Source organism: Janthinobacterium longum (genome assembly GCF_051380735.1).
Lineage (GTDB): Bacteria > Pseudomonadota > Gammaproteobacteria > Burkholderiales > Burkholderiaceae_D > Janthinobacterium.
Window position 1 is genome coordinate 1,673,635 of the sequence record NZ_JBNYXQ010000001.1, and the last position, 23,411, is coordinate 1,697,045.

Here is a 23,411-nt window from a genome sequence, read left to right on the forward strand (position 1 = left end):
TGCGAGTCGACCACCCTGTTTGCAAGCAGTGAGCGATTACAGGCGGGCCGCGATGTCGGCGGCCGTCTCATTGTAGTAAGTTTGCAGTTGCCGAATATCCGAATGCCCCACCATCCTGGCCAGGTCCAGCACGTGCAATTTTTTCGCCAGCCGGGTGATCGCCTCGTGCCGGGTATCGTGGAAGGTCATCCCCTCGATGCCGGCTTTCTCCTTCGCTTTTCGGAACATGGCGTCGAGCGTGGCCGACGTCACGCCAAAGCCTTCCGGCACCATCTCCCAAATTTCCAGAGCGCGAGCCGTTAGCGGAACGTCGCGTGGCAATCCATTTTTTGTCATGTGCAGCCTGGCCACCCGGCCAGTGACGTCGGCCGCCTGCAGCGAGCATATCTCGCCGGCACGCATTGCTGTCTCGATCGCGAACAGGAACGCCAAGGCGATCCGCTGCTGCTTCGTGGTGGGGGCTACGCCGACGATGTCGTGCCGCCAGCTAAGGGCTACACAAATTGCCTCAATTTCTTTTTGCGAGATTAGCCGGTTACGCGCCGGCGGCGATTTCGGCCTGGCCACGTCGGTGGTGGGGCTCTCGGTAATCCACTTCCATTCCTTGCGCGCCACGGAGAACACGTGCGAGAGCAGGTTCATCTCACGCGTCACCGACCCTGGCGCCACCTGGCGCAGGCGCTGATCTCGCCAAGCCGCAACGTGGGTGGTACTGACGTCGGCCATCTTCACCTTGCCGAGGTCGGTCTCGGCCATGGCGGCCAGGCGCAGCGCTTCCCACCGGTACCCGCGCTTGGTCTTCGACACCTCCAGCTCGTACTTTTCAAACGCGTCGGCGCAGGTCTTGGTCAGGCCGGCCTTGCCCTTAGGCGTGGTAACACGCTGCTCGGCTTCCCAGGCCAGCGCTGCCGCCTTGGTGTCGAACGTACCTGACACGCGCTTGCCGTCGACCTGAACCCGGTGAATCCACTTCGCGCCTAATTTTCTTGGTGCCGCCATTTATGCCATTTCCTATGCCATTTTCTGCCACATGGTAGCAGGATAATGCAGGAAAACGCCGGTGCTTGCAAAATCGACAGACATAAAAAAACCGCCTTCCCTCTATGAAAACAGGGTAAGGCGGTTTTTGCCGGAACATGCCGGGATGTATCTTGGTGCCGCTTGCCGGAATCGAACTGGCGACCTTTTCATTACGAATGAACTGCTCTACCAACTGAGCTAAAGCGGCGAAGACCCACATTCTACAAACAATGCACAAAATTTGCTAGTGTCAACACGAACTTTTTTGTGCAGTGTGGGGAAAGCGGCTGCTTACTCCTGGTGGTAGGCGGTCACGCGGGCGACTTCGTCTTTCGAGCCCAGGTAGACCGGTACGCGCTGGTGCAGCTTGTGCGGGACGATGTCCATGATGCGCTGCTGGCCGTCGGTGGCGGCGCCGCCGGCCTGTTCGACGATAAAGGCCATCGGGTTCGCTTCGTACATCAGGCGCAGCTTGCCGGGCATGGAGGTGTCGCGCAGGTCGGCCGGGTACATGAAGATGCCGCCGCGGTTCAGGATACGGTGCACGTCGGCGACCATCGAGGCGATCCAGCGCATATTGAAGTTGGTGCCGCGCGGGCCGGTGTCGCCGGCCAGCAGTTCGTTGACGTAGCGCTGCACCGGCGGATGCCAGTGGCGGGCGTTCGACATATTGATGGCGAACTCCTTGGTGGTCGGCGGGATCTGGATATTGCTTTGCGTCAGTACCCACGACCCCATTTCGCGGTCCAGGGTGAAGCAGTTCACGCCATTGCCGAAAGTCAGCACCAGCATGGTTTGCGGGCCGTACACGGCGTAGCCGGCGGCGACCTGTTTGGTGCCGGCCTGCATGAAGTCCTGCTCGGTAGGCTGGCCCATGCCTTCCGGCGCTTTCAGCACCGAGAAAATGGTGCCGATCGAGACGTTGACGTCGATGTTCGACGAGCCGTCCAGCGGGTCGAACAGCAGCATGTATTCGCCCATCGGATAGCGGTTCGGGATCGGGTGGATCGATTCCATTTCTTCCGACGCCATCGCCGCCAGGTGGCCGCCCCATTCGTTCGCTTCGAGCAGGATCTCGTTGGAGATGATGTCGAGTTTTTTCTGTACTTCGCCCTGCACGTTTTCCGTGTCGGCCGTACCCAGCACTTCGCCCAGCGCGCCCTTGCCGACGGCGTGGCTGATGGTCTTGCAGGCGCGCGCGACGACTTCGATCAACAGGCGCAGCTCGGCCGGGATGCTGTTGTTCGAGCGCTGTTCTTCAACCAGGTATTGCGTAAGACTGATGCGTTTCATAACTTCCCTTTTGTTTTGGTGTTTATTTTTTTCTGGCCCAACCCAACAGCAAAAAGCTGGGGTCAGTCGCTTCACGATCGTAATACGCCCCATTGGGACGTATTACCCCGGCGGGTCTGACCCCTGAATTAATTGGCCAATGCCTTGGAAACGACTTCCATCACGTCGTTCGACAGGCTGGCCTGCCCTGCCACCTGCTCCAGCGCGGCGCGCATATGGGTTTGCAGCGCCGGCAGGTAGCGGCGCCAGCGGTCCATCGAACGGGCCAGGCGGGCCGCCACTTGCGGGTTCAGGGCGTCGAGCGCGATCACCTGCTCGGCCCAGTAGGCGTAGCCGCTGCCGTCGGGTGCGTGGAACTGCGACGGGTTGCCGTTGGTGAAATTGAAGATCAGGCTGCGCGCGCGGTTCGGGTTCTTCAGGTTGAAGGCCGGATGCATCATCAACTGGCGCACGGCCGCCAGGTCGGTAGTCGGTGCGGCGGCCTGCATGGCGAACCATTTGTCGACCACCAGCGCCTCGCCCTGGAAGTCGGTGTAGAAACTTGCCAGGGCCGCTTGCGATGCTTGCTGCGTGCCGGAATGGATCAGCGCACCGAGCGCGGCAGCGCGGTCGGTCATGTTGCCGGCGCGGTCGAACTGCTGTTGCGCCAGCGCCAGCTCGTCCGCCTCCGGTGCGATCAAGAGGTAGGCGAGCGCCAGGTTTTTCAGCGCGCGCTTGCCGGCAGACAAAGCGTCGGGGCTGTAGTCGCCCGGCGTCTGGTTCGCATGGTATTGCGCCAGAAGTTCGGGTTTCAGCGCAGCGGCAATCGTGCGGCGCATGAACTGGCGCGCCTTGTGGATCGCTTGCGGATCGACCTGCACCATGCGCTCGGCGATAATGGTTTCCGATGGCAGGATCAGGGCCAGCTCGCGGAAGGCCGGGTCCAGCGTCTCGTCAGCCAGCAAGACGCGCTGCGCTTCGATAAAGGTGTCGTCCAGCGCCAGCTCTTCGCCAGCGGCCACCTGAGCAGTCAGTGTCAACAGGCGCGCCATGGCCAGGCGCTGGCCTGCTTCCCAGCGGTTGACAGGGTCGCTGTCGTGGCGGAACAGGTGCAGCAGTTCGGCGTCGGTGTAGGCGTATTCCAGCACCACCGGCGCGGAAAAGTCGCGCAGCAGCGAGGGCACGGGCAGCTCTTCCACATTGATGAAGCGGAAGGTCTGCCAGCCTTCGGTCAGTTCCAGCACGGCGCTGGTGCCGGTGATCACTTCACCGCCTTGCAGCTGCAAAGGCAGGTCGCGGCCATCGGCGCCCAACAGGCCCACAGTAACGGGAATATGGAACGGCAGTTTTTCGGCCTGGCCGGGCGTGGCCGGGCAGCTTTGGCGCAGGGTCAGCTCGAACGTTTTGCCGGCGGCGTCGTAGCGTGTTTCGGCATGCACGATGGGCGTGCCGGCCTGGCTGTACCAGCGCTCGAACTGGGTAAAGTCGCGGCCATTGGCGTCGGCCATGGCGGCGCGGAAGTCGTCGCACTGCACCGCCTGGCCATCGTGGCGTTCGAAATACAGGTCCATGCCCTTGCGAAAGCCCTCGCGGCCCACCAGGGTCTGGTACATGCGCACCACTTCGGCGCCTTTTTCGTAGATAGTGACGGTGTAGAAGTTATTGATTTCCACAAAAGAGTCGGGACGCACCGGGTGCGCCATCGGGCCCGCGTCTTCGGGGAACTGTGCCTGGCGCAGCGTGCGCACCTGGTCGATGCGGGTGACGGCGCGGCCCGTATCGGTGCCGATCATGTCGGCCGAGAATTCCTGGTCGCGGAACACGGTCAGGCCTTCTTTCAGCGACAGCTGGAACCAGTCGCGGCACGTGACGCGGTTGCCGGTCCAGTTGTGGAAGTATTCGTGGCCTACCACCGCTTCGATGCCGGCGTAATCGACGTCGGTGGCGACGCGCGAGTTGGCCAGCACATACTTGGTGTTGAAAATGTTCAGGCCCTTGTTTTCCATCGCGCCCATATTGAAGTCGCCGACGGCGACGATCATGAAGCGGTCCAGGTCCAGTTCCAGGCCGAAGCGCTCTTCGTCCCAGCGTATCGAGTTTTTCAGCGACTGCATGGCGTAGTCGGTTTTATCGAGATTGCCATCTTCGACCCATACCTGCAGCAGCACTTCGCGACCCGATTTGAGCGTGTAGCGCTCTTCCTGGCACACCAGGCGCGCGGCGACCAGTGCGAACAGGTAGGACGGCTTCTTGAACGGGTCTTCCCACTTGGCATAATGGCGGCCGTCACCCAGGTCGCCCTCTTCGATCAGGTTGCCATTCGACAGCAGCACCGGATACTCTTCCTTGTCGGCGCGCAGCATGACGGTGTATTTCGCCATCACGTCCGGGCGGTCCGGAAAAAAGGTAATGCGGCGGAAACCCTCGGCCTCGCACTGGGTGAAGAAATTATGGTTCGACACATACAGGCCGGACAGCGAGGTATTGTCCTGCGGCGCGAGGATGGTTTCGATATCGAGCTCGACCTCGTCGGGCGCCTTCGGTATCGTCAGCATGCCGGCCGTCAGCTGGTATTGCGACGGCTTGAGCACCTTGCCATTCAGGCGCACTTGTACCAGCTTGATATGCTCGCCGTGCAGTTCAATGCTGCGGCTGCTGCTGTCGGGGTTATGGCGCATGCGGATCCGGCTCGCCACTACGGTGCGGGCGGGATCGAGATCGAAACCCAGTTCCACGGTGTCGACCAGATAGCTGGGCGGCGTGTAGTCCTGGCGGTAAATCGTCTGAGGGCTGTCTGTGCGCATAGGGATGGAGTGGGAGCGGAGGCAAAAACCTATTTTACCAATACCAGCCTGTGGCGTGCCTGATTTGGCCTTGATTTGCACCATTTGCGCAAATGAATATCGGCAACTGCGAGCCAGCGAACACACAGGGTAACAATCTGTAATAATAATCAGCACTGGAATAACGTAGTCTTACACTGGAAAGCGATGCATTACGTCCGCCAGCTGGCGGATTGCATATTGAGGAGATTCGGCAATGAGATACCTGGCCATATTCATGACTGCGCTGACGGTGCTGCTGACCGGCTGCGCCACCACCATCCGCAGCGATGTCACGGTTTTCCACGACTGGCCGGCCCAGCAGAACGACAAATCGTATGTTTTCGTGGCGCCGCCGGCCGAGGAAGATACGCTGGAATACCGCAGCTACCAGAACCTGGTGCGCGCAGAACTGGCCAAGCATGGCTTCGGCGAAGCTTCGGGCCCGGACAGCGCCAAGCTGCGCGTGTCGATGCGCTTTGGCACCATGGACGTGCCCGAGCGCGTGCTGCAGGCAACTGATCCGTTCTGGTACGGCCCCGGCTACTGGCCTGGCCGTTACGGCTACCGCTACGGCGCCTGGCCCGGTTATGGCCGCTTCGGCTACAGCCCGTTCTGGGGTGGCCCGATGGAAGTGGAAGAAACCGTACGCCATAAATTCGAACGCGAACTGCGCGTGACGATCAATGAAAAGACCGGCAAGAAACTGTACGACGTGAGCGTGCATTCGACCAGCGGCAAGCGCGCCACGCCGCAAGTGATGCCGGCCATGGTGGCCAGTGCCTTTGCCGATTTCCCGGGCCGCAGCGGCGTGCCGCGCAAGGTGGAAATCCAGGTTCAATAAGCTCATCGGGCAAAAAAAAACCGGCTGGTGCGCGCAAGCACCAAGCCGGTTTTTTTACGTGCGCAGCTTACATGTAATACGCTTCAGTCGCAAACGTGATCGCCCCCACCAGCGCCACGGCCAGCAGCAGCACGATCAGCAGGCGGCCGAATTTCGGGTTGCCATCGTCGCTGTCGCTCATGGCACGATGATGGTGGAACCGGAGGTCTTGCGCCCTTCCAGGTCTCGGTGGGCCTGGACGATATCGGCCAGCTTGTAACGCTGGCGCACTTCAACCTGCACCTCGCCGCTGCCGACCACGCCGAACAGCGAAGCGGCCATCTCTTCGAGCCTGGTGCGATCCGAAGCATAGCTGAACAGCGACGGGCGCGTAATGAACAGCGAGCCGCGCGAACCAAGTTCGGTCAGCGAAAACGGCGGCACCGGGCCCGAGGCATTGCCGAAACTGACCATCATGCCCAGCGGCGCCAGGCAGTCGAGCGAACCGGTAAAGGTATCCTTGCCGATCGAGTCGTACACCACCGAGACGCCCTTGCCGCCGGTGAGTTCGCGCACGCGTTCGACAAAATTTTCGGTGTTGTAGTTGATGACATGGGCTGCGCCGTTGGCCAGCGCCAGCTGCGCCTTTTCGTCCGAGCCTACCGTGCCGATCAGATTGACACCCATTACTTTCGCCCACTGGCAGGCGATCAGGCCGACGCCGCCAGCGGCTGCGTGGAACAGAATCGTGTCGCCCGCCTTCAGCGCCACCGTGCGGTGCAGCAGGTATTGCACCGTCAGGCCCTGCAGCATCATGGCGGCGGCCGTATCGAAACCGATGCGCTCGGGCAGCGCCAGCAGCAGCGACGCAGGAATATTGCGCTGCTCGGCATAAGCGCCATTGATGCGCGCCGCATACGCGACACGGTCACCCACTTTGACATCGGTCACGCCCTCGCCCACCGCTTCGACCACGCCCGCGCCTTCCACGCCCAGGCCGGCCGGCAGCAGTTGCGGATACAGGCCGGTGCGGAAATACACGTCGATGAAATTGAGGCCGATCGCCTCGTGCCTGACGCGCGCTTCACCGGGGCCGGGCGGCGCCAGCTCCATGTCGACATACTCCATCACTTCGGGGCCGCCCGTGCGCTGCATGCGGATAGCCTTGGTGCTTATCATTTCCGTCATCGTCATCTCCTGAGGGTGATTCAGGCCGCAGCCGTGGCGTTGGCCTGGGTTTGCAGTCGCGACAGCACCAGATGGGCCGTCGACAGATTGGTGGCGCACGCTACATTGTGCACGTCGCAGGCGCGCACGAGGGCATTGATGTCCGGCTCGTGCGGCTGCGGCGTCATCGGGTCGCGCAGGAAGATCACGCAATCGATCAGGCCTTCGACCAGCAGCGCGCCGATCTGCAGGTCGCCGCCGAACGGGCCAGAATGCTTGCGCTCGACCGCCAGGCCCAGCTCGTTGATCAATCGCCCGCCCGTGGTGCCGGTGGCCGTCAGCTCGCAGGTGGCAAGAAAGTCCCGGTATTCGCCTGCCAGGGTGATCATGTCATCTTTTTTCTTGTCGTGCGCAATCAGGGCGATGCGTGTTTTCATGATGGTGCCGTCTCTTTGGTTGGAAGGATTATTTTTTCTTGGAAAGCAGGTAAATGCCGGTCAATACCAGGCCGGTGCCGGCCAGTTGCCAGCCCGTGATCGGCTCGCCCAGGATCATGGCGCCCAAAAACAGCGTCGAGACAGGGCCGATCATGCCGGCCTGCGAGGCGACCGGAGCGCCGATGCGCTCGACCGCAATCATGGTCATGAATACTGGCAGCACCGTGCAAAAAATGCCGTTGACGAGCGACCAGCCATACACAGGCGTGGGCTGTATCAGCATGCCGACCGGGCGCAGGATAAAGAACTGGGCGATGCAGGCAAAGCTAGCCACGCACATGGCATACGACACCAGCCGCATGGCGCCGATACGTTTCACCAGTTCGCCCGAACCCAGCAGATACACGGCATAGGAGCAGGCCGAGCCAAGCACCAGGGTCGAGCCCAGCACGATATTGCTGGCGCCCGATTGCAGGTCATGCACGAACACCAGCACGATGCCGCAGTAGGACGTCAACAACGCCAGCCACTGCAAACGGCTGATCGTGTGCTTGAGATAGACCGTGCTGATCAACAGCACAAAGGTGGGCGTGAGGAACAAAATCAGCCGTTCGAGGCCGACGGAAATATATTGCAGCCCCAGGAAATCGAAATAGCTGGACAAGTAATAGCCGACCAGGCCCAGGCCCACCAGTTGCCAGCGGTCGCGCCACGACAGCGGCGGCTCGGTGCGCATCTGCCAGCAGGCGATGATGGCAAACACGGGGAAGGAAAAGATCATGCGGAAAGCGATCACCGTGACCGCATCGACCGGGTATTGGTACAGCAGCTTGGCAACAATAGCCTTGGTGGAAAACAGCACCGCCCCGCCGACAGCGATGGCCAGGCCACCGAGGTAGGCGGAGCGCGGGAGGGGAGATGCGGGACTGGTGCTCATGACCAGATTGTAATGGCAAAAGCAGACGTTCGCTGCTTAAACCCAGGAGCAAATTCCGGGGTCAGACCCTCAAGGCCGCTAACTCAGAGGCTTGCGCTGTCGTCCGAGGGGGTCTGACCCCAGCCTTCGCTGTTGGTTTGAATTACGCCACTACCACCGCCACTATTCCTGCATTGACCGTCGCCGTCGTCACCCGCGCAATCACATTCGCTGGCGCACTGCTACCGACCAGTTTATTGACCTGCTTGAACTGCGCCACCAGCTTGCCGGGCGTGAGCGTGACCACCGTATACCCTTGTGCGTCGGTGTTCAAGTGCCTGAGCCATGGATTGTTGCCCAGGCTTGATAACTGCTGCGCCAGGCCCAGCAAGGTCACGCTGAAGTCGGTACTGGCCCGCAAGCCCGCCTGCACCGCCGTGACGGTGACGTCGAGCTGCGCTTCCGGTACACCCTTGGCCGCCAGCGCGCCGCGCAGTTGCACGCGCAGTTGCTCCAGCAGGCTGTCGATGGTTGGCGCCGCCTTGCCCATGGTGTAGTCGAGCAGGTTGATGGCCATGTTGACCGTGCCCACGCCTGGCACGGGTATCACCAGCGGATAGCTGACCAGCTTGCCGATGTCGCCCTGCGCAGCCGAATTCATGTAGCTGAAAAAGGAATCGGAACTGACACCGGCCGACACCAGGTCCACCATCACGGGCGTGCCGCCACCTGCCGCATCGAAATCGTCGTTCACCGTGCCGGCAAAAAACGAGTGGATGTCGCCGGTAATCGCCACCACATTGCCGATGGCATTGGTTTTGAGGTGCGACATCAACGCCTTGCGCTCGCTGTTATAGCCGTCCCACTGGTCGCAATTGAGCAGGAAACGGTTGAAGAACGGCGCCAGCGCGGCGGCCTGGCCCGAGCTTTTCACGAATGCCGATTCAGCCTGTTTCGCCTGCACGTCGGGCTTGATCCAGCCAAAGGCAATCACTTGCGCGGCGGCGGCCGGCGAGGCGCTGTTGAAAGCCGCCACCGTGATGCCGGCCTGCGCGGCGGACAGGCCCGCGCCAACGGCCGCCGCGACCTGCGCGGTGGCAGTCGCACCAGCACCAGCGCCGGCTATGGCCATCGCCGCCGCCTGCGCCATCGAACTGGTCGCACCGGCCGTCGATGCGGCCACGATGGCGTTCGCCAGCGGCACGCTGCCGCCGACCAGCGGCAAGGTACTGGCGATCGCCGCACCCACATTGCTCATCGAACCCAGTGCAATCAGCGTGGCGATCGCGTCGACGCCATTCAAGCCCATGCGCAGCAGCGACACTTCATTGCCCCACAGCTTCCAGGTCGAAGTGGCTGATTTCATTTTGCCTTTCCACCATTCGCGCTGGGTGGCGCCCAGCATGCCGACGGCGGCCAGCGGGTCCGCGCCAGCCTTGGTGGCGGCCGCCATTTTTTGTGCTTCCACGCTGTCGAACAGCTGCTGCGGCACCAGGTAGCGGCTGCCGATGCTGCCCAGCGCCTTGCCTGTGGCGGGGTTGATGGTCGCTTCCGGAATTGCGTGGTCGGCGCGGTACAGGCGTTCGTCGGTCATCACCAGCTGCATCAGTTTGCCGAACTGGAAATCGCGGTAGATCTGGATATTCAGGAAGGTGGTGGCGGCGGCATCGAACGTTACATCGGCCGGCATATATTCAAACCAGGCCTGGTTGGCGCTGCGCCGGCGCGTAGGCTGGTGCAAATCGCTGCCGTCCGCCGCCACAATGCCTTCGTAGGTGGACGCATCCTGCCAGGCGTCGTCGGTGAATTCATGGTCGTCCCAGATGGCGATAAAGGCAAAGCGCTCGTGCACGGCCTGCAGGCGCGCATCGGTGCGGTATTTCTTGTACAGGTAGCGGTAGTCGGCAGTGGTGGTGGCGTATTTGGCGCCGCTGCTGCCGTTTTTAAACGTGCCGTCCGGGAGTTTCAGCTGGTCGTGGCGGCTTTCCACCGCGCCGGTCTGGAACGCTTCGCCCACCGTTTCGTAGATGTAGTCGCCCAAGTGGACGATAAAGTCGAGGCTTTCGTTGGCGGCGATATGGCCCAGCGCGCCCCAGTGATTGATGCTCCAGTCCTGGCATGTCAGGTAGGCAAACTGCAGCTGGGCCACGTCGGCGGTGGCGGCCGGCGCGGTCTTGAAGCGGCCCACGTTCGAGCGCACGTCGCCGGCGATAAACTGGTAAAAATAGGTTTGCCCAGGCTGCAGGCCGGTGACCTTGTGGCGCAGGGTATTGTCGAAATCGCTTTTCAATGGCAGCTTGGCATCGACGATGGTGGTGCCTGTCAGGGCCTTGTTGCTGCCCAGCGAAGAGGAATTGTCGGCGGCGCTGACGATCAGGCGCACAGCCACTTCCGTGGCGGCGGCGGGAGCTGGCGCCACGGCGTCCAGGCTGGCCGGTACCACACGGGTCCACAGCATGGCGCTGTCCGGGCGCGGATCGCCGGAGGCCACGCTTTGCGGGAACTTCCAGTCGCTGCCCGAAGCCAGCGGCACGCCGGCGTCGCTGTAGTCACTGCTGCCGCAGGCGGTCAGCCCGGCGGTAGCGACGGAAACGGTAATGAAGCCGCCCAATTTCAGGAATTGACGCCGGTTGATCTGACTTGCCATGATTTTTACCCCAAAGTAACCCGAAAGCGCGTCACTTTAGCAACAGAATATGTCGGCTTCATGACCTGGGCAGGCGGCGGCGGAAGGTGCCACTATGCTAAAATGTCGGCCACAATTGAACACCCGTCTAAGGAAGATTCGACATGGCAGGACATAGCAAATGGGCCAACATCAAGCATAAAAAGGCTGCCACGGATGCCAAGCGCGGCAAAATCTGGACGCGCCTGATCAAGGAAATCACAGTGGCGGCCCGCATGGGCGGCCCCGACGCCATCACCAATCCGCGCTTGCGCCTGGCGGTCGACAAGGCGGCCGACGCCAATATGCCGAAAGATAACGTGCAGCGCGCGATCAACCGCGGCAGCGGCGGCGTCGATGGCGCCAACTACGAAGAAGTGCGCTACGAAGGCTATGGCGTCGGTGGCGCGGCGGTGATCGTCGAATGCATGACCGACAACAAAGTCCGCACGGTGGCCGAAGTACGCAACGCCTTCAACAAGAACGGCGGCAACATGGGCAACGAAGGCTCGGTTGCCTTTATGTTCCAGCACTGTGGCCAATTGCTGTTTGCGCCGGGCACTGACGAAGACAAGCTGATGGAAGCGGCGCTGGAAGCGGGCGCCGACGACGTGATCGCCGACGAAGAAGGCGGCTTCGAAGTAGTGACCCCGGTGCACGATTTCGCCGCCGTCAAGGAAGCGCTGGAAGCGGCTGGCTTCAAGGCCGAAGTGGCAGAAGTGATCATGAAACCGGCAACCGAAACCGTGTATGCGGGCGACGACGCGATCAAGATGCAAAAGCTGATCGACGCGCTGGAGCTGCTGGACGATGTGCAAGAGGTCTTCACCAACGCCCTGATCGAAAACTAAGCACTACACCTCAAGGGCGCCTGCGGCGCCCTGCAACCCCACACTGAACGAACGGTTCCTATGAAAATTCTGGTAGTCGGCTCTGGCGGCCGCGAACACGCCCTGGCCTGGAAACTGGCCCAGTCCGAACGCATACAGATGGTGTATGTCGCTCCGGGCAACGGCGGCACCGCGCGCGATGCGCGCCTGGTCAATCTCGACATCAGCGACCCGCAATTGCTGGCCGATTTCGTTCAGCAGGAACAAATCAGCCTGACCGTGGTCGGCCCGGAAGTGCCACTGGCGGCCGGCATCGTCAACCTGTTCCGCTCGCGCGGCCTGAAGATCTTCGGCCCGACCAGGGAAGCGGCGCAGCTGGAGTCGTCGAAAGACTTCGCCAAGGCTTTCATGCAGCGCCACGGCATTCCGACCGCCGCCTACCAGACGTTTTCGGAAGTGGCGCCGGCCCATGCCTATATCGATGCCATGGGCGCGCCCATCGTTATCAAGGCCGACGGCCTGGCCGCCGGCAAGGGCGTGGTGGTTGCCATGTCGCTCGAAGAAGCGCACCAGGCGGTCGACAATATGCTCGCTGACAACCAGTTCGGCGACGCCGGCGCACGCATCGTCATCGAAGAATTCCTGGCCGGCGAAGAAGCCAGCTTTATCGTCATGTGCGACGGCAGGAACATCCTGCCGCTGGCCACCAGCCAGGACCACAAGCGCCTGAAAGATCACGACCAGGGCCCGAACACGGGCGGCATGGGCGCATATTCGCCGGCGCCTATCGTCACGCCGGCCATGCATGCGCGCGTGATGCGCGAGATCATCGTACCGACAATTCAAGGCATGGCGAAGGACGGCATCACCTTCACCGGCTTTTTGTACGCCGGCCTGATGATCGACGACAAGGGTACGCCCAAGACGCTCGAATTCAACTGCCGCATGGGCGACCCGGAAACCCAGCCCATCATGGCGCGCCTGAAAACTGATCTGGTCACCGTGATGGAACACGCCGTCAACGGTACGCTCGACACGGTGGAACTGGAATGGGACCGCCGCACTGCCGTGGGCGTGGTGATGGCTGCCGCCGGCTACCCGGACGACCCCGTCAAAGGCACGCCTATCGGCGATATCCCGTTGGAGACCCATGACGCCGTCACCTTCCATGCGGGCACCTGCATCGAAGGCGAGCGCCTGGTGACCAACGGCGGCCGCGTGCTGTGCGTGGTAGGCCTGGGCGACAGCGTCAAGCTGGCGCAGAAGCAGGCGTATGAAACCGTGGAAAAAATCCATTTCGATGGTGCGCAATACCGCCGCGATATCGGCTGGCGCGGCTTGAAGCACTGAGCCTGCAATAGCGCTAGCCGCTTTCCATGAAGACACCGACCGGCCTGGCCGCACCCGGCAATGATGCGCCGCTGAGCCCTTTGGCCTGGCTGACGCTCGCTTTGCTGCTGGTGGCGGGCCTGGCCTGGTACTGGTTCAGCAGCTATGCAGTGCCGCGCTGTGACTCGAAACAAACCGTGGACTCGGTCACCGACGGCAAATACAGCCTGGACAACATCAAACAAGCCGGCTACTCCTGGTCGCAAAAAACCCGTGGCTGCCTGGCCACCGTCAGCCAGGACGGCCAGCCGCTGCAATTTGCCTGGACCATCACGCGTGTGGAAGGGCGCCGCAGAAGCCGCCTGGAGTATGACCACGCGCATCCGGGCATGGTGCAGGCGCGGTTTGGCCACCTTGCCTGGCATGGCGGCTTTGCGTCGCAGGGCCAGCCCATCGGGCGCGAGGCCTTGCTGACTGCAATGCTGGCCGGCATGGATGGCCTGCGCGGCAAGCCGCTCTTCCATATCAGGCTGGAGGCGATACTGTCGCCGCAGCATTATCGTGAAATTGGCGATATTGAAGCATTGGAGCCATGCAGGGAAGTCTCGCCCGGCGTGTTTTCCTGCCGCCTGCTGCTCACCCGTAATGACATTGCTTCGCCTGCCGGCAGCACGGTGCTGGCCACGTCGGTGCTGCAACAGGGCGATTTCACGTTCCAGCGCAATGCTGCCGGCAAGGGCTGGTCGGTGACACCCCAGTTCAAGGAAGAGCTGGACCAGGCACGCATTCAATAGTGCGCAGTGGAAATACCGTTTATTGTAAAGTTTGCCATCTTAAATAAAAACAATTCTGATGACAAACGATACCCACGCTTCACTCGCCGCACTGGACCGGCTCAAGCTGCTCACGCGCCGGCAGCGTGAGCAAGCACTTGCGCATCCCGATTTTCCGCAACTGGCATCGAGTTCACCGCTGCCCGACACCCTGATGTGGTTGTACCGACGCCAGATCATGCAGCCCGACGACGTCAACAGCCTGTTACTGAGCGCGGCGCGCAATTACAGCGGCAACGATCTGGCGCTGCGGTTGTCGATACTGGGCCAAGTGATAACGCCACTCAACCGGGAGTCACTCGACTTTCTGCGCGACGAAAACATCCTGACGCCCGAGCTGTACCGGCAGGCGCTGCCACATTTGCCCGATGACGTACTGCTGCCCACGCCTGGCGAGGCGCTGAACTGGATGGTGCACGCAGGGCTGCTGCCGCGCGCCCAGGTAAAGGCCATCACGCAGCAGGTGCAGGCCGGTGGCAGCGATCAGGCGAAACACGCGATCAAACACCTGGAAGCGCGTCAGGGCGAACATAAAAAAGCGGTGCGTGGCGTGATCCTCGATGGCCTGTTCCCGGGCTCGCGCCTGGTCTGGCTGCTCGTCGCGCCGCTGATGCTGGCCGGCGTGGTCTGGTATCTCGTCAGCGGCAATGCCGTACCAGGGTGTGACGGCCCCGATACGCAGTCGGCGGTAACGCGCATGCTCAACACATCGCTGCCGGAAGGTATGGCGAAAATCAGCCTGCACGATGTGAAAGAAGCGGGTTACGCTTCATCTCAAAAAATTCGCGGCTGCCTGGCCACGGTGGAACAGCACGGCGAAAAGATGGATTTCGCCTACACGGTCGCCCGTGACGACAGCGGCAGCAGCAGCCGGATTGTCTATACCGGTGCGCAGCCGCTGCTGGTCAAGACGCGTTTTGGCACGGTCAAGGATGGAGAGTTCGCGCAGCAGGCCGAGCCACTGGGTCGTGAAGCACTTGAAAAAGCGTTCCGTGCCGGCATGACCTCGGCGCGCACCGTGTCGCCGCCACGGCCAGCGTTTTCGCTGACGCAATCCTACGAAAGGCGGCGCGAAATCGCCGAAATCGAACCGCTGGCACCCTGCCGAAAACTGTCGGCCGGCGTGTACTCCTGCCGCCTGCTGATCGAACGCAATGACGTCGTGCTGAGCATGCTGACTGGCGGTTCTTCGGTAATGCAGGAAGGCGATTTCACATTCCAGCGCGATGCTGCCGGCAATGGCTGGTCGGTGACGCCGCAATTTGCCGGCGAACTGCGCCAGGCCAAGTTGAAAGAGTAAGCCATGCATACCGAACCCCCACACCCTTCGCTGAACCAGCTGCACCAGCTTGGCCTGATCACCGCCGAAGAACTGGAGCAGGCCAATGCGGAACGCGATGCCGCCGCACACGAACGCCTGCATCCGCCCGCAGACCCGGTCGATATGCCGCAACTGGCGCAGGACGCCGATCTGGTCGCCACCCTGGGCTGGCTGCTGCTGACCGATTTCCTGCCCAAGAACGATCTGGACAAGCGCATGGCCACGCTGCCGCCCAAACAGCAGGCGCTGGCGGCAGAAGGCGTGCGGCACTACAACCGGCGCGAGATCGACGACTTGTACGAACTCGACTTGCTCAACCAGTTCCAGCGCGACGCCGCCCACGCGGCAGCGCCAAGCGAGCGCATGTTCTATTCCCCATGGATCGCCATGCGCTGGCTGGTGGTCAATGGCGTGCTGTCGACGGCGCAGTTCGAGGCGCTGGAAGTGCGCGTGCGTGCCAACGGCAGCGAGCTGGCGCGCGAGATCATGGAAGCGTCCAGGCTGCGCCACGGCGAGGACCGTATTCCGTACAAACGGCCGCCGGCGTGGAAAGGTGCGCTGATCGTGCTGGGCATGATCATGGTGGGCTCGGTGATTTACGGCGTGATTACAGGGACTCTGTAATGAATGGCGATACACGCCTCAAGCCGATTGCCGAACTCCAGCGCCTGGGCCTGATCACGCTTGACGAACACGACGATGCGCTGGCCGAGCTGGAAATCATTGAACTGCAGCGCGCCGACAATGCCGCCGAAGGCATCGCCGTAGCGGAACTGGCGTTTGACGCCAACTTGCAACAAACCCTGGCCTGGCTGCTCGCCGAAGAACTGGTCGATACGCAGCGCTTCCTCGCCATGCTGCAGGCGCAGGGCGAACACCATCAGCTGGCCAGCGCTGCACTGCGGCAGGTCAACCAGCAAGCGATCAATACGCTGTATGACGAAAACCTGATCAACCAGTGGCAGCGCGACGCCGCCATCGAGCACCTGCCACCTGATCGTCTTGTCGCGTCGCCGGTGGCCGCCTTGCGCCAGATGCTGGCACAGGGCAGCATGTCACAGCAGGACTACCAGGCCTTGAAAACACGCACGCGCACGCAGGGTTCGGAACTGGCGCGCATGATCGTCGACGCCTCTGGCAAGCGCCAGCCGCAGCATGGCTGGCGGGCCTGGCGCCCGTCCACCTGGATGATCGTGGTGATCGTGCTGGTATTCATGGCCCTGGCAGTGCCCGGGTGGTTTAGCAACCCTGCACCAGCTACCGTGACGCCGCCGGTGGAAACGCTTGAACGCAGCGATTTGCAGCAGCGCGCCCAGTCAGCCGTGGACAGCGCGCGCCAGCCCGGCGCCGACGGCGTGCAATATGACGTCCAGGTAGTGCAGGAAAAAGTCAAGGACACGCCGCCCCGCTAAGGCATGGCCGGCAACAGCAGCGCCGGTTTTGCTATCACAAAAATCCGTTACGGGGTACAATCCGTCCTCACTTTTTTATTTCGGCCTCGTCGGCCCACGCGATGTCGTCCACTCCCTCCCCCTCGGCCGTCAAGGCTTATTTGCTTGATTTGCAAGTGCGTATCGTGCAGGCGCTCGAAGCGCAGGACGGCAAGCCCTTCCTGACCGACAGCTGGCAGCGGCCCGAAGGCGGCGGCGGCATTTCGCGCCTGATCGAGGAAGGCAATGTGTTCGAGCGCGGCGGCGTGAATTTTTCGCACGTCACCGGCGCCGCATTGCCACCATCAGCGGCTGCTGCGCGCCCTGAACTCGGTGGCAAGCCATGGGAAGCGATGGGCGTATCGCTGGTGCTCCATCCGCGCAATCCGTATGCGCCGACGGTGCACATGAACGTGCGTTTTTTCAGCACGGTGAACGCCGCCAATGAACCGGTGTGGTGGTTCGGCGGCGGCATGGACCTGACGCCGTATTACGGCAACGTCGACGATGCGAAGCACTTTCACCAGGTTTGCCACGATGCGCTGGCCCCGTTTGGCAGCGAGCTGCATCCGAAGTTCAAGGCCTGGTGCGACGAATATTTTTACCTGAAGCACCGCAAGGAGCCGCGCGGCGTGGGCGGCATCTTTTTCGATGACTTCAACGCGCTTGGTTTTGACGACAGCTTCGCCATGATGCGCAGCACCGGCGACAGCTTCATCAACGCCTATGTGCCGATACTGGCGCGCCGCAAGGACACGCCCTACGGCGAACGCGAACGCGACTTCCAGGCCTACCGGCGCGGCCGCTATGTCGAGTTCAACCTGGTGTTCGACCGCGGCACGCATTTCGGCCTGCAGTCGGGCGGACGCACCGAGGCGATCCTGATGTCGATGCCGCCCATCGTCAAATGGCGCTACGACTGGCATCCGGCGCCGGGCAGCGCTGAAGCGGCGCTGTACCTTGACTTCCTCGTCCATCGCGACTGGCTGCAGGCGTGACGGCAGCAGGCACGGCATGCGTGGCATTGTTGGGCGGCAGTTATGATCCTGTGCATACGGGTCATGTGGCGCTGGGGTCGTACTTCTCGCGCTTGCTGCAGGCCGACACACTACGCGTGATACCGGCCGGCGCACCGTGGCAGAAGGGTCGCCTGGGCGCCACGTGCGAACAGCGCGCCGAGATGGCCCGGCTGGCGTTTTCCAGCCTGCCGCTGCCGGTGACGATCGACCTGCAGGAAATCGAACGCAGCGAGCATGGCCAGCCCAGCTACACCATCGATACCCTGCGCCAGGTGCGCGCCGAACTGGGGCCGCAGGCATCCATCGTCTTCCTGATGGGCGCCGACCAGTTGCAGCGGCTCGATACCTGGCGCGCATGGCAGCAATTATTTGAATACGCCCATATCTGCGTCGCGGCCCGTCCCGGCTTCGCGTTGAATGGCACAGCAATGCCGCAGGCAGTGGCGCAGGAATTCACGCGCCGCCTGGGCACGCTCAGCAGCATCCGCAACACGCCGCACGGTCTGACTTATCTGGCACAGGACTTCGCGGTGGATATCTCCGCCACCGAAATACGTGCGGCATTACAACGGGGGTTTCCGGCAAACGAGCTTGTTTCCCCGCTAGTGCTAGACTATATTGAACAACATAATTTATACAAAAGCTAAATGGATATTAAAAAACTGCAAACCCTCGTCGTTGACGCTCTGGAAGACGTCAAAGGCCAAGACATCGCTGTGTTCGACACGGTTCACCTGACCAGCCTGTTCGACCGCATCGCGATCGTTTCCGGTACCTCGAACCGCCAGACCAAGGCGCTGGCCGCCTCGGTGCGCGACAAGGTCAAGGAAGCCGGCGGCGAAATCGTCGGCATGGAAGGTGAAGACACCGGCGAATGGGTATTGGTCGACCTGGGCGACATGATCGTCCACATCATGCAAGCGCCGATCCGCGCCTACTACCGCCTGGAAGAAATCTGGGGCGACAAGCCGGTCAAGCTGGGCGCCGCCAAGCGCGCACCTAAAAAGGCCACCGGCGACGAGCCGAAAAAGGTCAGCGGCCACCTGGCAGCGAGCAAGGCCAATGTTGAAGCCACGCCAGTGATCGAGAAAAAAGCGCCAGCCAAAAAAGCAGCTGCCACCACCGCTGCCAAGAAAGCGCCGGCCAAGAAAGCCGTCGCCTCGAAAGCCGTCGGCAAGACCGTAAAAGTTGCACCTACCAAGACCGAAGCGGCTGCCGTCAAGGCCCTGAAAGCGTTGCCGGAGAAAAAGGTCCGTGCACCGCGCGCGGCCAAACCGGCAGCTGATGCAGCACCGGCGAAAACCGTCATCAAGCGTATCAAAAAAGTCGAAGAGTAAGCATCGATGCAGCTTATCATCGCTGCGGTTGGCCATAAAATGCCGGCCTGGATCGAGACGGGCTTCGCCGAATACGCGAAGCGCATGCCGCCGGAATTGCGCATCGTGCTGAAGGAAATCAAGCCCGTCGAGCGTTCCGGCAGCAAGACCGCCACCACCGCGATGGCGCTGGAACGCGAACGCATCGAAGCCGCCCTGCCCAAGGGCGTGCGCATTATTGCCCTCGACGAACGCGGCAAGGACCTGACCAGCGTCGGCCTGTCGCAGCAGTTGATGGCGTGGCAGCAGGACGGCCGCGACACGGCTTTCCTGATCGGCGGCGCCGATGGCCTCGACCCTGCCCTGAAAGCGCGTGCCGAAGGCATGCTGCGCATTTCCAGCATGACCCTGCCGCACGGCGTGGTGCGCGTGATCCTCGCCGAACAGCTGTACCGCGCGTGGTCTATCACGCAAAACCATCCCTATCACCGCGTCTGATTTTTTTTCATCTCCCATGAAACTGGCTGACAACAAGATCTACCTGGCGTCCAAAAGCCCGCGCAGGCGCGAACTGCTGCGCCAGATCGGCATCGACTTCGAACTACTGCTGCTGCGCAGCGACGGTCCGCGCGGCGCCGACGTCACCGAAGAAGTGCTGCCCGGTGAATCGGCGCTTGATTACGTGGCGCGTGTCGCCAATGAAAAGGCGGCCTTTGCGCTGAACGTGGTGCGCCAGCGCCACCTGCCGCCGCGTCCGGTGCTGGCGGCCGACACCACCGTCACCATCGACGGCGTGATCCTTGGCAAGCCGGCCGACCGCAAGGAAGCGGTGGCCATGCTGGAACAATTATCGGGCCGCACGCACCAGGTACTGACCTCGATCGCCGTGCATGGCAAGGGCATTGCCGAACAGCGCACGCAGATCTCGCAAGTGCGCTTCGGCGTGTTATCAAGCGCCTCGATCGCCGCCTATTGCGCCACCCCGGAACCGTACGACAAGGCCGGCGGCTACGGCATCCAGGGCAGCGCCGCGCTGTTCGTCGAGCATATCGAAGGCAGCCATTCCGGCATCATGGGCCTGCCCCTGTACGAGACGGCGCAATTGCTGCGGCAAGCGGGTTTGCCCCTGCCCTGATAGGGGGTATGATGTCATTCGTTGCCTCCACTTTTGCGCCTCCATGAACGAAGACATCCTGATCAATATCACGCCGCAAGAAACCCGCGTCGCTCTCATCTTGCAAGGCGCGGTGCAGGAACTGCATATCGAGCGCACGCTCACGCGCGGCCTGGCCGGCAATGTGTATTCCGGCAAGGTGGTGCGGGTATTGCCAGGCATGCAGTCGGCCTTTATCGACATCGGCCTGGAACGCGCCGCCTTTTTGCACGTGGCCGATATCTGGGAAGCGCGCGGCCACGACGGCCAGAACACGACGCCGGCGCCGATAGAAAAAATCCTGTTCGACGGCCAGGTGCTGACGGTGCAGGTGATCAAGGACCCGATCGGCACCAAGGGCGCACGCCTGTCGACGCAGATCTCGATCGCCGGGCGCATGCTGGTCTACCTGCCGCAAGACAAGCATATCGGCATCTCTCAGAAAATTGAAAAAGAGTCCGAGCGCGAACTGCTGCGCACGCGCCTGCAAAGCCTGCTGCCTGCGGACGAAAAAGGCGGCTACATCGTGCGCACCATGGCCGAAGACGCCTCCGACGCCGACCTGAAGGCAGACGTCGATTATTTGGGCAAGACCTGGAGCACCATCGTCCACGGCGCCCGCACGCGCCCCGCCACCAGCCTGCTGCACCAGGATCTGAACCTGGCCCAGCGCGTGCTGCGCGACTTCGTCGGCGACGAAACGGCCACCATCCAGGTCGACTCGCGCGAAAATTACGTCAAGCTGCGCGAGTTCGCCGAAATTTACACCCCGAGCGAATTGACGCGCCTGCAGCACTACACGGGCGAGCGCCCGCTGTTCGATCTATATGGCGTGGAAGAAGAGATTCTGCGCGCCCTGGGACGCCGCGTGGACCTGAAATCGGGTGGCTACCTGATCGTCGACCAGACCGAAGCGATGACCACCATCGACGTCAATACGGGCGGCTTTGTCGGCGGGCGCAACTTTGCCGACACCATCTTCAAGACCAACCTGGAAGCGGCCCACGCCATCGCCCGCCAGCTGCGCCTGCGCAACCTGGGCGGCATTATCATCCTCGACTTTATCGACATGGACAACGCCGAGCACCGCAACGCTGTGCTGGCCGAACTCAAACGCACCCTGTCGCGCGACCGTACCAAAGTCTCGGTCAGCAATTTTTCGCCCTTGGGGCTGGTCGAAATGACACGCAAGCGCACGCGCGAATCGCTGGCCCATATCCTGTGCGAACCGTGCCCGGCCTGCGCCGGCAAAGGCCAGGTAAAAACCTCGCGCACCATCTGCTACGAAATCCTGCGCGAACTGCTGCGCGAAGCCAAACAATTCAACCCGCGCGAATTTCGCATCCTGGCCTCGCAGGAAGTGGTCGACTTATTCCTCGAAGAAGAATCGCAGCACCTGGCGATGCTGGGTGACTTTATCGGCAAAAAGATTTCATTGCAGGTGGAGAGTGCTTATCATCAGGAGCAGTATGACGTGATTCTGATGTAAGAAATTAGACAATTAAATCAATAGGTTATCTTAAATTTCCATAAAAACAGTACGTAGCTACGCAACTGACCACACAAATAGCCGCGACGCGGTTTATTTATTACTCCTCAGCAGATTCGCCGCTATCTTCCTCCATGGTGCCGCTTTTATCTTGAAGATGATCTAGTGGCACCAATTCGAGGCACCTGCCATTCATTAGGGAAGCGCTGATCAGTTCGGTTTTCTGACGAGGTTAGCGCGCCAAATTTTCGACAGGCGAGCCGCTCAAACCCGTTTTTCGTTCATTTGACGCAATGCTTCGCGTCTTTCTGCAATCAAGACGGATTACGGGATTCAGTGATCATAAAACGTCTACCGGCAAGTAACAATTGAACCCTCCCAAGCTCAAGCCAGACGGGAGAGCCGGTCGCTGCAAACAGTCCGACGCTCACAACTTGTCGCGCCGTTTCCGATTGCAAGCCGATGCCATCTTGCGCTTCATCGCCGATTCGATCGTCCCGTTCTCCAACAACATCGCCGAACGGGCTGTACGCATGCCCAAAATGAAACAGAAAATATAGGGCTGCTTCCGAACCACTGCCAGCGCCGACAATTTCTGCACCATCCGATCCTGCCTCGACGCGTTACGAAAACAGGGGGACAGCATGGGGAAGTGCTGCGCCGCGCATTTGCTGGCGATCCGATCAGGCCAGCTGCGTAGCACCCGAACAGTCAACGATCGCACTCATTACCATGACCGAAGCGAAGCGCAAACTTACCCCGCCCAGAAGTTGGAGAAGGCGAAGTTCATGACTATTTTCATCAACGGAAAGCAAAAGTGCATGCAGCGTCCTGTCCTGATCCACGGCCTGACTGCCGATGAATTCTACTTGCAAAATGCCGACCCGATCACGCTGCATCAGCAGTGGCGGTGGGAATGCATGGGGGACACCTAACAAGGTGACTGCGCTGTCACCGCTGAGAATGATGCGAATAGCTTTGGGCATTCAGACTGAACTCTTACCATAACTCTATTTTTATAAATCTATTGAATTGTAACAATTACGATATGGTAATTTTCTCTGATAAAAATTGATTTCTCATAAAAAAAATATCAAACTGGCTGAAGTAAAAATTCATTAATGAGGAAAATTTTAAGGGAATGTCGCCTCCCGACATAAAGTGGCGAATTTAAAAAAAAGGGAAGTAATGCGTACGTTAGAACTCCATGAATTGAAAGCAGTTTCCGGTGGCGAGATGGAATACGATTGCGATTATAGCGGTGAAGGCGGGGGTGAGGGCGGATATGGTGGTGACGGCGGTGAACCGTCACCATCCTATGTTGATGCGAAATCCGCGCAACCCGACAATCCATCGCAGTCGCTGAAACCAACTACCGATAAAAACGGAAATACGACCGATACTAATGCTTGCGTCACCGTCAACGCTGGCGTCGTTTCACAACAAACCTGCTTAAATACTGATAACACCACAACAGTACAAACTTGCGTCAACGCTGGCGTCGGCGTTAGCTTAAATTACTGCAGCACGGTGACATCAAAAACTAAGCAGAATCGTTAATTAATGCGC

The 23,411-nt window shown here is 61.0% G+C and carries 23 protein-coding genes and 1 tRNA gene; 15 read left to right on the top strand and 9 right to left on the bottom strand.

What is annotated here, in order from left to right:
• Positions 1-36: 36 nt before the first annotated feature.
• The 4 genes from ACQ4WM_RS07660 to pepN form a co-directional block, all read right to left on the bottom strand.
• Positions 37-999 carry a tyrosine-type recombinase/integrase gene (locus ACQ4WM_RS07660; RefSeq protein WP_436546071.1) on the bottom strand — a complete coding sequence of 321 codons (963 nt, stop codon included), beginning with the start codon at positions 997-999 and terminating at the stop codon, positions 37-39.
• Between the two features lie 153 nt (positions 1,000-1,152).
• Positions 1,153-1,228: transfer RNA gene (locus ACQ4WM_RS07665), tRNA-Thr, on the bottom strand.
• 83 nt (positions 1,229-1,311) lie between these two features.
• Positions 1,312-2,313, bottom strand: a complete 1,002-nt coding sequence (locus ACQ4WM_RS07670) for a class 1 fructose-bisphosphatase (RefSeq protein ID WP_436546072.1) — start codon at positions 2,311-2,313, stop codon at positions 1,312-1,314.
• 128 nt (positions 2,314-2,441) lie between these two features.
• On the bottom strand, positions 2,442-5,096 hold the full coding sequence (gene pepN / locus ACQ4WM_RS07675) for an aminopeptidase N (RefSeq protein WP_436546073.1): 2,655 nt from the start codon (positions 5,094-5,096) through the stop codon (positions 2,442-2,444).
• 256 nt (positions 5,097-5,352) lie between these two features.
• On the opposite strand from pepN, the gene ACQ4WM_RS07680 reads away from it, so the two are divergent.
• Positions 5,353-5,958 (top strand): DUF4136 domain-containing protein, encoded by a 606-nt coding sequence (locus tag ACQ4WM_RS07680; RefSeq protein ID WP_436546074.1) that lies wholly within the window; start codon positions 5,353-5,355, stop codon positions 5,956-5,958.
• A 177-nt stretch (positions 5,959-6,135) separates the two neighbouring features.
• Here the strand turns inward: ACQ4WM_RS07680 and ACQ4WM_RS07685 are convergent, their stop codons facing one another.
• The 4 genes from ACQ4WM_RS07685 to ACQ4WM_RS07700 form a co-directional block, all read right to left on the bottom strand.
• Entirely contained in the window at positions 6,136-7,125 is a 990-nt protein-coding gene (locus ACQ4WM_RS07685) for a quinone oxidoreductase family protein (RefSeq protein ID WP_436546075.1), read from the bottom strand.
• A gap of 20 nt (positions 7,126-7,145) precedes the next feature.
• Complete coding sequence (locus ACQ4WM_RS07690) at positions 7,146-7,541, bottom strand: methylglyoxal synthase (RefSeq protein ID WP_436546076.1); 396 nt, start codon at positions 7,539-7,541, stop codon at positions 7,146-7,148.
• Positions 7,542-7,569: 28 nt separating this feature from the next.
• Positions 7,570-8,478 (bottom strand): DMT family transporter, encoded by a 909-nt coding sequence (locus tag ACQ4WM_RS07695; RefSeq protein ID WP_436546077.1) that lies wholly within the window; start codon positions 8,476-8,478, stop codon positions 7,570-7,572.
• A 142-nt stretch (positions 8,479-8,620) separates the two neighbouring features.
• The gene (locus tag ACQ4WM_RS07700) at positions 8,621-11,104 is read right to left on the bottom strand and encodes an alkaline phosphatase D family protein (protein WP_436546078.1); all 2,484 of its coding nucleotides are present in this window, start codon (positions 11,102-11,104) and stop codon (positions 8,621-8,623) included.
• Positions 11,105-11,247: 143 nt separating this feature from the next.
• On the opposite strand from ACQ4WM_RS07700, the gene ACQ4WM_RS07705 reads away from it, so the two are divergent.
• From ACQ4WM_RS07705 to ACQ4WM_RS07765, 13 genes are all read left to right on the top strand, one after another.
• Positions 11,248-11,973, top strand: a complete 726-nt coding sequence (locus ACQ4WM_RS07705) for a YebC/PmpR family DNA-binding transcriptional regulator (RefSeq protein ID WP_426075793.1) — start codon at positions 11,248-11,250, stop codon at positions 11,971-11,973.
• 60 nt (positions 11,974-12,033) lie between these two features.
• A complete protein-coding gene (gene purD / locus ACQ4WM_RS07710; RefSeq protein ID WP_436546079.1) occupies positions 12,034-13,302 on the top strand; it encodes a phosphoribosylamine--glycine ligase in 1,269 nt (422 codons plus the stop codon).
• A gap of 26 nt (positions 13,303-13,328) precedes the next feature.
• Positions 13,329-14,075, top strand: coding sequence for a hypothetical protein (locus ACQ4WM_RS07715; RefSeq protein ID WP_436546080.1), 747 nt, complete (start codon positions 13,329-13,331; stop codon positions 14,073-14,075).
• Positions 14,076-14,133: 58 nt separating this feature from the next.
• On the top strand, positions 14,134-15,414 hold the full coding sequence (locus tag ACQ4WM_RS07720; protein ID WP_436546081.1) for a hypothetical protein: 1,281 nt from the start codon (positions 14,134-14,136) through the stop codon (positions 15,412-15,414).
• Positions 15,415-15,417: 3 nt separating this feature from the next.
• Positions 15,418-16,059 carry a hypothetical protein gene (locus ACQ4WM_RS07725; protein WP_436546082.1) on the top strand — a complete coding sequence of 214 codons (642 nt, stop codon included), beginning with the start codon at positions 15,418-15,420 and terminating at the stop codon, positions 16,057-16,059.
• Positions 16,059-16,847 carry a hypothetical protein gene (locus ACQ4WM_RS07730; RefSeq protein ID WP_436546083.1) on the top strand — a complete coding sequence of 263 codons (789 nt, stop codon included), beginning with the start codon at positions 16,059-16,061 and terminating at the stop codon, positions 16,845-16,847. Before ACQ4WM_RS07725 ends, ACQ4WM_RS07730 begins: the two co-directional genes overlap by 1 nt.
• Before the next feature lie 101 nt (positions 16,848-16,948).
• Positions 16,949-17,863, top strand: coding sequence for an oxygen-dependent coproporphyrinogen oxidase (gene hemF / locus ACQ4WM_RS07735; protein WP_436546084.1), 915 nt, complete (start codon positions 16,949-16,951; stop codon positions 17,861-17,863).
• A gap of 20 nt (positions 17,864-17,883) precedes the next feature.
• Positions 17,884-18,531: a nicotinate-nucleotide adenylyltransferase gene (locus tag ACQ4WM_RS07740; protein ID WP_436546085.1), complete on the top strand. Its 648-nt coding sequence runs from the start codon at positions 17,884-17,886 to the stop codon at positions 18,529-18,531.
• Positions 18,532-19,221 (top strand): ribosome silencing factor, encoded by a 690-nt coding sequence (gene rsfS / locus ACQ4WM_RS07745; RefSeq protein WP_436546086.1) that lies wholly within the window; start codon positions 18,532-18,534, stop codon positions 19,219-19,221.
• A gap of 6 nt (positions 19,222-19,227) precedes the next feature.
• A complete protein-coding gene (rlmH, locus tag ACQ4WM_RS07750) occupies positions 19,228-19,698 on the top strand; it encodes a 23S rRNA (pseudouridine(1915)-N(3))-methyltransferase RlmH (protein WP_436546087.1) in 471 nt (156 codons plus the stop codon).
• A 16-nt stretch (positions 19,699-19,714) separates the two neighbouring features.
• The gene (locus ACQ4WM_RS07755) at positions 19,715-20,335 is read left to right on the top strand and encodes a Maf family protein (RefSeq protein WP_436546088.1); all 621 of its coding nucleotides are present in this window, start codon (positions 19,715-19,717) and stop codon (positions 20,333-20,335) included.
• A 43-nt stretch (positions 20,336-20,378) separates the two neighbouring features.
• On the top strand, positions 20,379-21,842 hold the full coding sequence (gene rng, locus ACQ4WM_RS07760) for a ribonuclease G (protein ID WP_436546089.1): 1,464 nt from the start codon (positions 20,379-20,381) through the stop codon (positions 21,840-21,842).
• Between the two features lie 470 nt (positions 21,843-22,312).
• Entirely contained in the window at positions 22,313-22,402 is a 90-nt protein-coding gene (locus ACQ4WM_RS07765; RefSeq protein WP_436546220.1) for an IS66 family transposase, read from the top strand.
• A 123-nt stretch (positions 22,403-22,525) separates the two neighbouring features.
• Here the strand turns inward: ACQ4WM_RS07765 and ACQ4WM_RS07770 are convergent, their stop codons facing one another.
• Positions 22,526-22,828, bottom strand: coding sequence for a hypothetical protein (locus ACQ4WM_RS07770; RefSeq protein WP_436546090.1), 303 nt, complete (start codon positions 22,826-22,828; stop codon positions 22,526-22,528).
• Positions 22,829-23,030: 202 nt separating this feature from the next.
• Here ACQ4WM_RS07770 and ACQ4WM_RS07775 point away from each other — a divergent pair, with 202 nt between their 5' ends.
• Positions 23,031-23,402, top strand: coding sequence for a hypothetical protein (locus ACQ4WM_RS07775; protein ID WP_436546091.1), 372 nt, complete (start codon positions 23,031-23,033; stop codon positions 23,400-23,402).
• The last annotated feature ends 9 nt before the right edge of the window (positions 23,403-23,411 follow it).